Annotated in this window: 11 protein-coding genes; 5 read left to right on the top strand and 6 right to left on the bottom strand. The window is 61.1% G+C overall.

All coding sequences use genetic code 11. The annotated features are described in order from the left end of the window. Window positions 1–105: 105 nt before the first annotated feature. A complete protein-coding gene (locus tag ABLV49_RS05450) occupies window positions 106–1,965 on the top strand; it encodes a polysaccharide deacetylase family protein (protein WP_349280634.1) in 1,860 nt (619 codons plus the stop codon). Window positions 1,966–2,160: 195 nt separating this feature from the next. Next, window positions 2,161–3,309 carry an ISAs1 family transposase gene (locus tag ABLV49_RS05445; RefSeq protein WP_349280133.1) on the top strand — a complete coding sequence of 383 codons (1,149 nt, stop codon included), beginning with the start codon at window positions 2,161–2,163 and terminating at the stop codon, window positions 3,307–3,309. A gap of 65 nt (window positions 3,310–3,374) precedes the next feature. On the opposite strand, the gene ABLV49_RS05440 is transcribed toward ABLV49_RS05445, so the two are convergent. The 3 genes from ABLV49_RS05440 to ABLV49_RS05430 form a co-directional block, all read right to left on the bottom strand. After that, window positions 3,375–4,556 (bottom strand): AI-2E family transporter, encoded by a 1,182-nt coding sequence (locus tag ABLV49_RS05440; RefSeq protein ID WP_349280632.1) that lies wholly within the window; start codon window positions 4,554–4,556, stop codon window positions 3,375–3,377. A 162-nt stretch (window positions 4,557–4,718) separates the two neighbouring features. Then, the gene (locus tag ABLV49_RS05435; RefSeq protein ID WP_349280630.1) at window positions 4,719–5,453 is read right to left on the bottom strand and encodes a LytR/AlgR family response regulator transcription factor; all 735 of its coding nucleotides are present in this window, start codon (window positions 5,451–5,453) and stop codon (window positions 4,719–4,721) included. 5 nt (window positions 5,454–5,458) lie between these two features. Next, entirely contained in the window at window positions 5,459–6,526 is a 1,068-nt protein-coding gene (locus ABLV49_RS05430; RefSeq protein WP_349280628.1) for a sensor histidine kinase, read from the bottom strand. A 175-nt stretch (window positions 6,527–6,701) separates the two neighbouring features. On the opposite strand from ABLV49_RS05430, the gene argH reads away from it, so the two are divergent. Then, entirely contained in the window at window positions 6,702–8,111 is a 1,410-nt protein-coding gene (gene argH / locus ABLV49_RS05425; protein WP_349280626.1) for an argininosuccinate lyase, read from the top strand. 12 nt (window positions 8,112–8,123) lie between these two features. Here argH and ABLV49_RS05420 read toward each other — a convergent pair whose 3' ends face one another. The 3 genes from ABLV49_RS05420 to ABLV49_RS05410 all read right to left on the bottom strand — a co-directional run bounded on the left by ABLV49_RS05420 (window position 8,124) and on the right by ABLV49_RS05410 (window position 9,983). Beyond that, window positions 8,124–9,161 carry a hypothetical protein gene (locus tag ABLV49_RS05420; RefSeq protein WP_349280624.1) on the bottom strand — a complete coding sequence of 346 codons (1,038 nt, stop codon included), beginning with the start codon at window positions 9,159–9,161 and terminating at the stop codon, window positions 8,124–8,126. A 139-nt stretch (window positions 9,162–9,300) separates the two neighbouring features. Beyond that, window positions 9,301–9,723: a type II toxin-antitoxin system VapC family toxin gene (locus tag ABLV49_RS05415; protein WP_349280622.1), complete on the bottom strand. Its 423-nt coding sequence runs from the start codon at window positions 9,721–9,723 to the stop codon at window positions 9,301–9,303. 5 nt (window positions 9,724–9,728) lie between these two features. Further along, window positions 9,729–9,983, bottom strand: a complete 255-nt coding sequence (locus ABLV49_RS05410; RefSeq protein ID WP_349280620.1) for an antitoxin — start codon at window positions 9,981–9,983, stop codon at window positions 9,729–9,731. A gap of 80 nt (window positions 9,984–10,063) precedes the next feature. On the opposite strand from ABLV49_RS05410, the gene ABLV49_RS05405 reads away from it, so the two are divergent. Both ABLV49_RS05405 and ABLV49_RS05400 read left to right on the top strand, forming a co-directional pair. Continuing rightward, entirely contained in the window at window positions 10,064–10,705 is a 642-nt protein-coding gene (locus ABLV49_RS05405) for a plasmid pRiA4b ORF-3 family protein (RefSeq protein ID WP_349280618.1), read from the top strand. A 210-nt stretch (window positions 10,706–10,915) separates the two neighbouring features. Further along, the gene (locus ABLV49_RS05400; RefSeq protein ID WP_349280616.1) at window positions 10,916–11,461 is read left to right on the top strand and encodes a phasin family protein; all 546 of its coding nucleotides are present in this window, start codon (window positions 10,916–10,918) and stop codon (window positions 11,459–11,461) included. Window positions 11,462–11,487: the final 26 nt, after the last annotated feature.

Below are 11,487 nucleotides of genomic sequence, written 5' to 3'. Positions count from 1 at the left end.
TATTGACCCGGCCAGCACCGCCTGTGCTTAATGATTCGTTAAAACCGGTCTGGGTTGCAGACCACATTCATTGCAGATTGTGCAAGCGTCCACTCGGAACGGCCCATGAAAAAAGTCCTTGCGGTGACAAGAATCACAATCATCGCCGCTGCTTTACTGATCGGTTTTTTTGCCTGGGGCCAGTGGAAGAGTCCACCCCAGCTGGCACCCGCCAGCATTGCGCTGCTGCTGCCCGATGACTTGCCGGAAAACTCTCACTTCATCCGCATGTGGCTGGACGGCGCCCATGAGGAAGGCGTGCGCCTGCAGCCCATCAAAGTCAGCGACTGGGTGCGCGCGACCTTGCTGCGCGGGGTGAAATGGGAGGGCGTCATCCTGCCGGACACTTTTCACCGCCGCGTGGACGACAGCGTGGTGAGGTTGCTGCGCAGCTATGTGGCGGACGGCGGGCATTTGATGCTGGTGTACGACGGTGGCCTGCTCACGGCCAACGGTTTTTACCCCCCCGGCAAGTCACGGTTTTCAGACCTGGCGGGGGTGGACTACGGAATGTACGAAGAACTCGGCCAGGGCCTGGCAAAGCGCAGCCAGTTCGGGCTGGCGCAAGCCAGCGTGATGGAACAGCTGCATATTCCGCCTGGACGATTTGCTTCAAAAGAGATGACTTTCCCCGTCAGGGCGGGGCCTGCGGACGATGCCCACGCAGATTTTTCCGCCCTGATCTACGATTACAGCAAGCTGCCCCAGTCTTTCGCCACACTGGTCACGCGGGGTAAACCGTCGCAGCCCCTGATGAGCAATGAAGATGGCGGCGCCCTGGCCAGCCGCCACCGCTTTGGCAAGGGCGAAACCCTGTTTGTCAATTTTCCGCTGACCTATCTGAAGCAACGCACCGACGGCATCTTTTTGCACAGTTTTCTGCATTACTTTGCCGGCGACATGCTGTATCAGCCGCGCCTTGCCGGAACGCCTGACGGCAAGGGAGGCATCGTGCTCAACTGGCATGTCGATGCCAAGCCCGCATTGCCCTCGCTGAAGCTGCTCAAGGACGCGGGCATCTTCAACGAAGGCCCGTTCTCGTTTCACTTCACGGCGGGGCCGGATGTGAACCTGCCAGGAGATGGCGGCGGCCTGAACGTGCCGAACGACCCCGAAGTGCGCGGCTTGATCAAGGGGCTGATGGCCCAGGGCCATGCGGTGGGAAACCATGGCGGCTGGATTCACAATTATTTTGGCAACAACATCAACGCCGGCAACCAGGCCGACTACGAGCAGTACCTGACGCTGAACCACCAGACGATGACCGAGATTGCGGGCGCTCCCCCGCGCGAGTATTCAGCGCCGGTCGGCAATCAGCCGCAGTGGGTCACCCGCTGGCTGGAAAGCCGGGGCTTCGTGGGCTATTACCAGACGGGCAATGTCGGCATGGGACCGACCCACGCCTGGCTGGACACCGAGCGGATGAGCACGATGTGGGCCTTTCCGGTGCTGACCATGGGACCGGTCGCGACTGCGGAGGACGCGTTCTTTCAGCATGTTCCGGCCGCGAATTATGAAAACTGGCTGAACGAAGTCGGCAAATTCGTCGAGCGCGAACAGGTGTTGCGGCTGGTGTACTTTCACCCGCCCGGCGCGGTGCTCTACCTCAATGCCGTGAACCGTTTCGTCAACACCATCAAGGCCTGTCGCGAGGCCAAGCGCTGCAACTGGATCACGATGACCCAGGCGGCGGATTTTTTGGCGCGCCGCGAGCAAGTCCAGTGGCAGCTCGACAGCCGTCCAGGCGGCCTGCTGCTCAAGGCCCAAGCAGAGGATCTGGCGCACATGGCCTGGTGGATTCCCAAGCACCGCTTCGCCAGACCCGTCGTGACCGAAGGCACGGCCACCATCGACGAGCATGGCGAAGACTGGCGCATCACGGCCACGGCCGGAAAACAGTTGAGTGTGACCTTGAAAAATCTGTAGCCCGGGCAGCCGGCGGTGCGGCAGGTGCATGGAAAAACGGTTTCCTTCCTGTCTGCCTTGTTTTGCTATTAATTCAATAGCTTCTTGCGCTTACCCTCAGGGCAATCGTACCTAAATTGATAGCAGGAATTGAAGAAGCCAAGCGCAAAGGGGGAGGAAACTATAGTCATGTGATTTGGGAAGCCTGAATTGTTGATGACGCAAAGCACCGGGACAAGCCTGATGGAGCACTTGCGGCAGGTGCCCGATCCTCGCATCGAGCGCACACGGCGCCATGAACTGATGGACATTTTGGTGATTGCGCTGTGCGCGGTTATCGGCGGGGCCGATAACTGGGTTGACGTGGTGCAGTTTGGCAAGGCAAAGAAGGAATGGTTCGCCACGTTTTTGAAGCTGCCCAATGGCATTGCCTCGCACGACACGTTTGGCCGGGTGTTCCAGCTCATTGACTCGCAGGCGCTGGAGAAAGTATGCATCGACTGGCTGCAAAGCATTGCCGGCCAGGTCCAGGGCGTGGTGGCCATTGATGGCAAGAGCGTGCGCGGCTCGGGCCATGGCGGACAGTCGGCGCTGCATATCGTGAGCGCCTGGGCGTGCCAGGCCAGCATGTTGCTGGGGCAGGTGCAGACGGACAAAAAGTCCAACGAAATCACCGCCATTCCCGAGTTGCTCAAGCTGCTGAGCATCCAGGGCTGCATCGTCACCATTGACGCCATGGGGTGTCAAAAGGCCATCACCAAAGCCATCGTGCACAGTGAAGCGGACTACGTGCTCAACCTCAAGGGCAACCACCGCCACCTGCACGGGGGAGTTGCGGCCTGGTTTGAGGCTTGCCACGCCAGCGAGCAAATCGGGCCAGCGCACAGCCACTATCGGGAATGCGCCAGTACCCACAACCACGGGCGCATTGAGAGCCGCGAACACTGGCTCATGGCGGTGCCCGAGCACCTCAAGCGCGCCACCAAATACTGGACGAACCTGCAAACCATCGCCATGGTGCGGCGCACGCGCCAGGTGGCAGGCAAAACCAGCGACGAGACCCACTACTACATCAGCAGTTTGCCCTTGAGCGCGAGCGCACAGACCATTGCCCAGGCGATCCGCAGCCACTGGGCGGTGGAGAACGAATTGCACTGGTCGCTGGACGTGAGTTTCAGGGAGGACGCCTGCAAAGTGCGCAGGGACGAAGGCCCGGCCAACCTGGCGTGCCTGCGCCGCCTGGCGCTCACCCAGCTTCAGCGCGAGACCAGCCTGAAGGCCAGCGTCAAAAGCAAGCGCTGCCGCGCTGGCTGGGATCCGGCTTATATGCTCAAGGTGCTTGATTGCAGCGTGCTATCAATTTAGGTGCGATTGCCCTGCGCTTACCCTACCTGCGCAAAAGCAATAAAACACCAACAAAACACCTTGAATCACGAACCCAGAAACTCCCCAATCGGCTTCAAATCCTCAACCCGGTCGCACACCGACTTGACGATCATCAGGATCGGAATGCCCAGCAGCAAGCCCCACACGCCCCACAGCCAGCCCCAGGCCAGCAGCCCCATGAACACCGCCACCGGACTGAGCCGGCTGGCGCGGCTGGTCAGCCAGGGTGTGAGCAGGTTGCCGACCAGCGTGTGGATCAGCACCGACGCGCCGCCCACCGCCAGCGCCATGTTGGTCGAGCCAAACTGCAAAAAGGCCACCAGCGCCGAGGTCGCCGCCGTGATCAGCGAGCCGATGTAGGGCACCAGGTTGAGCACGCCGGCCACGACGCCCCAGGCCCCGGCATTCTCCAGCCCGAGGAACATCAGGGCCACCCCGGTCAGCACGCCCACCAGCAGGCTGGTCAGCAGCTGCACCTGCAGGTAGCGCTGGATCTGCCCGGCAACCTCATGCAGCGCCTGCAGCGTGACTTTTTTCTTGCTCAGGCTCGGCCCCGCCAGCTTGACCAGCTTGCGGCGAAAGGTGTCGCCCGAGAGCATCAGAAAATAGGTCAAAAACACCACCACGGTCACCTGCCCGATCAGCGCGAGCAGGCCGACGGTGCCGGTCCACAGATAGTCCTTGATGTTGAAGCGCGGCGCCTCGATCACGACACGCGTGGCGCCCCGGTTGGGGCCGGTTACGGCAGCGCTCTCCCGGGTGGCCTGCTCGATCTGGGAGGCGGCCCTTTGCACTGTTTCCAGCGCGCTTTCGGACTTGCCGCTGCTCGATTTGAGCGCCCGGCCCAGCTTTTGCGCCGCTGCCGGCAAGGCCTCGATCAGTTGCGCGGCTTCCAGCCGAAGCCGGTAGGCGCCCGAGCCCATCGCGCCCAGGATGGCCAGCAGCAGCACGGCCGAACTGAGCCAGCGCGGCACGCGCCTGAGTTCGAGCCAGTTGACCAGCGGCGAAAACGCATAGCTGAACAGCACGCTGAGCATGATCGGGATGAACACGGCCCGCGCCCACTGAAGCACGAACAGGCCGGCCAGGATCGCCAGCACCACCAGCGAGAGATTGCGCACATCCACCGGCATCTGAAGAAGCAGGCGTTCCGGCTCAGGGAACGCCGTGACCTCTTCTTCTTCAGGCTCGGCAAGCGGCACGTTCACCGCGTTTTCTTCAGTCATCTTTGTCCTTGTCAACCCTGGCTGGCACCGGCCGTCGGCGCCATGCCGGGGAATAGTTGAATATTGAACACGCAATAAACCCAAAAAACCATAGGACGCGCCCCATGAAACGCGGCAGCTGCCAGCCTGGCCGCCTGCCGGCAGGAACCCGAGGCGCCGGCATCAGCCGGCGATGGCGTCCCGCACGGCGGCAAGCTGCCGGCGCGACACCGCCAGCAGCTCGTCGATGCCATTGAGCCGCACGGCCCAGCCTTCGCCCTCCTCCGGGTCGAAATGCTTTTCCAGCGCACGCACCGCGCGCCGGGCAATCAGGGCATTGCGGTGAATCCGCATGAAGCTGCCGCCATGAAGCGCTTCGAGTTCATTGAGCGAGCCGTCCAGGATGTAGCTGCGACTGGCGGTTCGCACGGTGATGTATTTCAGCTCGGCCTTGAAGTACAGCACCTCCGACAGCGGCACGCGCTCGGTCCGGCCCCGGTCCTGGATGAGCAGGGTTTCTTCAGCCTTTTCGGGCTCTTGCGCAAGTCTGGCTTGCACAAGGCGCTCTACTTTTTGTAGCGCCTGCCGCAGCCGCTCCAGCCGCACCGGCTTGGTCAGGTAGTCCACCGCGTCCAGCTCGAAGGCCTGCACCGCGTGCCCGGCGTGCGCCGTGACGAACACCACGGCCGGCGGCCGGGGCAAGCCGGCAATCAGTCCGGCCAGCGCCATGCCATCCATGCCGGGCATGTGGATGTCGAGCAGCACCGCGTCAAACGGCTGGCGCTGCAGCGCGCCCATAGCCTGCACCGCGTCGGCGGCCTCGGCAGCCACCACGGCAAGGGGCGCCGCGCAGTCGCCCAGCAAGGTGCGCAGGCGCGATCTAGCCAGCGCCTCGTCATCGACCAGCAGTATCTTCAAGGCTCTCACAGCGGAATCTCCAGCCTGACCTGAAACAGGCCGTCCTTGAACGCGGTCTTGAACTGGGCCTGTACGTCATGCAGCAGGAACAGGCGCTCGCGCACATTGGTCAGCGCCAGCCCGTGGCCCGGCTGGCCGCTTCCGGCAGGCGCCGAATTGGTCACCTTGACGACCACGCTGCCGCCGCGCCTGAGCGTGGAAATCCTGAGTTGCGCGCCGCTGGCGCTGGGCTCCACGCCATGCCGCACGGCGTTTTCAACCAGCGGCTGCAGCAGCAGCGGCGGCAGCCGGGCCGCGTCGGCACTCGCGTCCAGGCTCCACTGCACGCGCAGGCGCTCGCCGAAGCGGATTTGCTCGATCTCCAGGTAGCGTTGCGCCAGCGCGATTTCCTGCCCCAGCGTGACCGACTCGGCCGGGTCGGCCAGCGCGCTCCTGAACAACTCGCTCAGGTCTTCGAGCACCGCCTCGGCCTTGGCCGGCTCGGCGCGCACCAGCGCAATCGCGCTGTTGAGCGTGTTGAACAGAAAATGCGGGCGGATGCGCGACTGCAGCTCGGCCAGCCGCGCCGCCGTGGCCGCAGGCGTCCTGGCCTTGGCGCGCCAGAACAGGCCAGCCAGCACCATCGCCGACAGCAGCACGCCCGACGCGCCGCTGGCCCACCACGGAGCCGGCAGCAAGAGCCCCATCAGCGCCAGCAGGCCGCAGCCATAGACACCGGCCACGGCGCCCATCACCGTGCCGGCCAGCCACTGCAACGACACATCGAGCCGGTTCAGCCGGCCCTTGAAGACGCAGACGGCAATCAGCCAGGCCAGCGTGGCGGGCAGCACGCCGCCGGTCAGCAGTGAAAACCGCAGCAGCCAGTCCAGCGGCTCGGCCGTGCCGAACATCGCGCCCACGCCCACGACCGCCTGCACCAGCAGCACGACGCGCAGCACTACGCCGACATGGCAGGTGTCAAACAGGGTGGCGCGCGGCGCGAACGGGGACACGGGGGCAGTTCCGTCGGCCAGCGTCAGGCCGCCATGCAGCGTGGAATCGTCAAAGTTCTGGGAGGCAGTGGTTGGCTTCATTCAGGAAGGTGATTTTCAGGCAGGCAGGCGCGCAGATAAAATTAGCGTGATGAGTATTGCACCGGTCAAGGCCTTCAGGCTACTGCGCTGAACACTATTTCAGCCACCGGCTAATCGCTCCCACACAGCGCTCTTTTCAACCCGCACCGAGCCTGCCACTCCAAGAAAGCCCGACGTGAATCAATTCGACAAGAAATCCCAAGCCTGGTCCGCCCTGTTTTCCGAGCCCATGAGCGACCTGGTCAAGCGCTACACCTCCAGCGTGTTTTTCGACAAGCGCCTGTGGCAGGCCGACATCGCCGGCTCGCTGGCGCACGCCGACATGCTGGCCGCGCAAGCCATCATCGCCCCGGCCGACCATGCCGCCATCCAGTACGGCATGGCGCAAATCACGCGCGAGATAGAAGCCGGCGAATTCGAATGGAAGCTGGACCTCGAAGACGTGCACCTGAACATCGAGGCCAGGCTGACCCAGCTGGTCGGCGACCCTGGCAAGCGCCTGCACACCGGCCGCTCGCGCAACGACCAGGTGGCCACCGACGTGCGCCTGTGGCTGCGCGGCGAGATTGACCTGATTGGCGGCCTGCTGCTAGATTTGCAAAAAGCGCTGGTCGAGATCGCCGATAAAAACGTCGAGGTGATCCTGCCCGGCTTCACGCACCTGCAGGTCGCCCAGCCGGTGAGCTTTGGCCACCACATGCTGGCCTATGTCGAGATGTTCAGCCGCGACGCCGAGCGCATGCTGGAAGTGCGCCGCCGCGTCAACCGCCTGCCGCTGGGCGCCGCCGCGCTGGCCGGCACCAGCTACCCGCTGGACCGCGAACGCGTTGCCGTCACACTGGGAATGGTCGATGAGCAGGGCCAGCCGCAGGTCTGCCAGAACAGCCTGGACGCCGTGAGCGACCGCGACTTCGCGATTGAATTCACGGCAGCCGCGTCGCTGTCGATGGTGCACATCAGCCGCTTCAGCGAAGAGCTGATTTTGTGGATGAGCCAGAACTTCGGCTTCATCAACATCGCCGACCGCTTCACCACCGGCTCATCCATCATGCCGCAGAAGAAAAACCCTGACGTGCCCGAACTCGCGCGCGGCAAGACCGGCCGCGTCGTCGGCCACCTGATGGGCCTGATCACGCTGATGAAGGGCCAGCCGCTGGCCTACAACAAGGACAACCAGGAAGACAAGGAGCCGCTGTTCGACACCGTGGACACGCTGAAAGACACGCTGCGGATTTTTGCCGAGATGGTCGGCGGCATCACCGTCAAGCCCGAAGCCATGGAGCGCGCCGCCCTGCGCGGCTACGCCACGGCGACCGACCTGGCCGACTACCTGACGAAAAAAGGCCTGCCCTTCCGCGACGCGCATGAAACCGTGGCCCACGCGGTCAAGGCCGCCACGGCGCACCAGGTGGATTTGTCGGAATTGCCGCTGGCGGTGCTGCAGGAGTTCAACCCGTCGATTGAAAAGGATGTGTATGAAGTGCTGAGCCTGCGCGGCTCGCTGAATGCGCGGAATATCCTGGGTGGCACGGCCCCGGCGCAGGTGCGGGCGCAGATTGCGCGGCACCGGGCGCGGCTGGGGTGAAGGCGTAGCGGATTAACCCGCCGACAGCCGCCGGGCCGCCTGCATCACGGCGGCATCGACGCCCGCCTGCCCGACGCTCAGCACCCACTGCACCCAGGCGTCGGTATTTCCATGGCTGTTGCGCACGTCGCCCATCAGATTACCCAAAGATTTACCGGAAAGGCCCGTTAACTGGGCCACCCGTTCGCCATTAAAAATAGCTCTGACCGCTTCGCTTCTGGATTGTTGAAACAGGGCTTGATCGAGTGAATCGCCAAAATCGGGAAATTCCGCACGCAGCGGCGCGATCCAGACCGACTTGTCTTGCGGAAAAACATGGCTGCCATCAATTTCCGGGCGCTCGTTTTTAAAGAACTGCAAACCCTGGGGATCACTGAGCCATTTCAAAAAAGAGGTATAGGTTTTGCGTTTGATGTCGCGCACCCGTGAAGCGGCATTGACATTTTCAAAAAGATAAATGGCCGGATTAAAATAAGGCGAAGAAGCCGTGAATCGGAAAATATCTTCCAGCGTGTCAAACCCCTGCGCAAACCGCACCGGGTCATAACCCATGAAAGTCAGAGCGCGACTCACATCCAGCGTGATATTAATTTCGGCAATCAGGTGCGTGCTGCCTGCGCGCAGCGGAAAATATAAACCTTCAAACCCATGCTTGAGGCCCATTTTATGGGCAACCCGTCCGACAAGATTACCCAGATCATTCCACGAAAAATAGGATTTTACATAATCAAATTTTTCGTTGGGAATGGCGATCAGGTCGATTTGAAATCCGTCAAAATCAAAACTGGTCACAGCGCCATTGCGATAAACCTCGCGGGACTTGAATTCTTTTTCCAGCAGGTCTTTGTAATCGGCGCGAAGCTCATTCGAACCCACCAAAACATCCATGTCGCCGAAATCCGGCTTCGCACGGTAAGCATCAATGACACAAAGCGGGCGCTTATCACCCACAACGCTTCGTATAATTTCAAGAACCTTTGGCACGAGCGCATGATATTCACCGGCATCAAGCCGGTGAGTTTGAATTGATTTCAACGCATTTCCGCCCATGCCAAACTCCTCTTGATAATTTTTTCTTCTGAAATCACTTCAGGCAATGAAGGTCAGACTTCAATTACCGACATCATTCAACACACACTTTCGGCCTGTAGCGCACGCCAGCCATGCGCAAGCAGCTATCAAAATCATATCAACCAATCGGCGGCAAACCCGAACTCTCCGCCCAGTTTTCCAGCCTCAGCCCCGCCACGCGCGCAAATTCACGCGTGTTGTTCGTCACCAGCGTGCAGTCATCGGCCAGCGCATGGCTGGCGATCCATAAATCATTCGCACCAATCGGCGTTCCCGCCACACGCAGCCGCGTGAACTGCACGGCGTAGTGCTCGCAAATCGCCCGGTTGACGCCGTAGTGCACCGGCACCACACGGGTCAGCGCGTCCAGGCGGCGCAGCACATCAGTTTTTTTGGTGCTGCGCTCGGCCCCCATCAGCAACTCGGCGAAGGTGAAAAACGACATGCACAATTCCGCGTCGCTATCCAGCGCATTCACGCGCTGGGCAACGAGGGGCGGCTTGTTTTTCATCAGGTAAATCAGGATATTGGTGTCCAGCATGTACTTCACAGCGGCTCCCTATCCTGCATGGGAAGCTGGTCGCGCTGCCCCGCCTCCAGCAGGGCTACAAATTCATCGTCAAACGCCGTCAGGGCGTCCAGCAAGGCGGCACCCCGGTCGGCGGGCACGGGATGCAGCACCAAGTCGCCATCGGCATTGCGAAAAATCTCCACCCGGCTGGTAGCAAGCCGGAACTCCTGCGGAATACGCACAGCCTGGCTGTTGCCGTTCATGAATACACGACTGATGGCGGTTGGCATAAAGCCTCCTTGTACACACTTTAATGTGTGTATTTTAAATAGCAATGGTGTGCTTGTCCATTTTGGGTAAAGTCACTCCCATGACCACCCAACACAAACCCCCTTCAGACGCTCCGAAGCAACCCGGGGCGCGTAAAACCACGGCCAAAAGCACCGGCCGCGCAAGCCGGGGGCCGCAGGCGTACCAGCTTCATGTAGAGCTTGAATGGGTTCTCCCCAAGGTGTGGCGCCGGTTGCTGGTGCCCGTCACGATCAAGCTGCCCCTGCTGCATGTCGCGCTTCTGGATGGCATGGGCTGGGGTGGTGGCCATCTGCATGAGTTTGTCTTTGCTGATGCGCGTTACAGCTCGAACGATTTTGGGGGTGACATGCTTGAAGATGTGCTCGATGAGTCAAGCGTCACCCTGCAAAAGGCGCTGGGTGCGCGCAAGACGTTCATGTACGTTTACGACTTTGGGGACGACTGGCGCCACAGGGTCAAGGTGGAAAAAGTCATCACCCTGGATGCACCCCTGTCGCTGGCGGTTTGTCTGGACGGAGAAAACGCCTGTCCGCCCGATGATGTTGGCGGCCCCCCAGGGTATGAAGAATTCCTGGCGGCATTGGCAGATCCGGCGCACCCCGACCACGAAGACCTCACGGAGTGGATTGGCGGCTCATTTGACGCTGCCGCATTCAACGTTGCCGAGGTCAATGCACGGCTGAAGCAGGCCGCGACCTGAAAAAGGCTTTGTCGCCACAGAGCAATACGCCCTTCAATGCAGCAAGCCGGCTAGAGCAACACCCCTAATAATTGCTGCAGTGCAACAAAAACTTCCCACATCCTCGGGTTTTCCCTATAATTCAAACCATGTTGCACTGCAGCATAAACAATCCCACACGGCATTGGCTGTGCAGGAAACCGATTTGCCCAGTTAACCCAGAAAGCCGATATGAACAACGCCGCCGAACAATTCATCGCCACCAACAAAGCCAACCTGCAAGCGCTGACAGACCTGACCACCCAGGCTTTTGCCGGTGTCGAAAAGCTGGTCGAGCTGAACATGGCCGCCTCCAAGGCTGCCTTGAGCGAGTCCTTCACCCATATCCAGACCGTCATGGCGATCAAGGATCCCAAAGAGCTGATGGCTCTGCAATCCGGCCTGCTCAAGCCCATGGCCGACAAGTCTGCAGCCTATGCCCAACACGTTCAGACCATCGTGACTGAGAGCGGTGCCGAATTTACAAAAGCCGTGGAAGCCAAGACGGCCGAAGCACAAAAAGCGTTCGGCGACGTGCTGGAAAACCTGACCAAGAACGCACCTGCCGGCAGCGAAACCGCTGTGGCCGCTTTCAAGGATGCACTGAGCTCCGGTCAAAATGCCTTTGAGTCGGTTCAAACGCAAACTAAAAAAGCGGTTGAAACGGCTCATTCGAACTTCACGGCCGCTGCCACCCAGGCATCCGACGCTGTCAAGAAAGCCACCAAGTCAGCCTGATGACTCACTGCCTTCGGGCAGTCACC

It is taken from the genome of Polaromonas hydrogenivorans (assembly GCF_040105105.1).
GTDB classification, from domain to species: domain Bacteria; phylum Pseudomonadota; class Gammaproteobacteria; order Burkholderiales; family Burkholderiaceae_C; genus Polaromonas; species Polaromonas hydrogenivorans.
The sequence above is the reverse complement of the archived record's forward strand: the minus strand, read 5'-3'. Positions and strand labels throughout refer to the sequence as shown.

Excerpts from the sequence above, each read along its gene's own strand:
- ABLV49_RS05450 (WP_349280634.1), top strand. The coding sequence starts at position 106 with ATGAAAAAAGTCCTTGCGGTGACAAGAATCACAATCATCGCCGCTGCT.
- ABLV49_RS05445 (WP_349280133.1), top strand. The coding sequence starts at position 2,161 with ATGACGCAAAGCACCGGGACAAGCCTGATGGAGCACTTGCGGCAGGTG.
- ABLV49_RS05440 (WP_349280632.1), bottom strand. The coding sequence starts at position 4,556 with ATGACTGAAGAAAACGCGGTGAACGTGCCGCTTGCCGAGCCTGAAGAA.
- ABLV49_RS05430 (WP_349280628.1), bottom strand. The coding sequence starts at position 6,526 with ATGAAGCCAACCACTGCCTCCCAGAACTTTGACGATTCCACGCTGCAT.
- ABLV49_RS05420 (WP_349280624.1), bottom strand. The coding sequence starts at position 9,161 with ATGGGCGGAAATGCGTTGAAATCAATTCAAACTCACCGGCTTGATGCC.
- ABLV49_RS05415 (WP_349280622.1), bottom strand. The coding sequence starts at position 9,723 with ATGCTGGACACCAATATCCTGATTTACCTGATGAAAAACAAGCCGCCC.
- ABLV49_RS05410 (WP_349280620.1), bottom strand. The coding sequence starts at position 9,983 with ATGCCAACCGCCATCAGTCGTGTATTCATGAACGGCAACAGCCAGGCT.
- ABLV49_RS05405 (WP_349280618.1), top strand. The coding sequence starts at position 10,064 with ATGACCACCCAACACAAACCCCCTTCAGACGCTCCGAAGCAACCCGGG.
- ABLV49_RS05400 (WP_349280616.1), top strand. The coding sequence starts at position 10,916 with ATGAACAACGCCGCCGAACAATTCATCGCCACCAACAAAGCCAACCTG.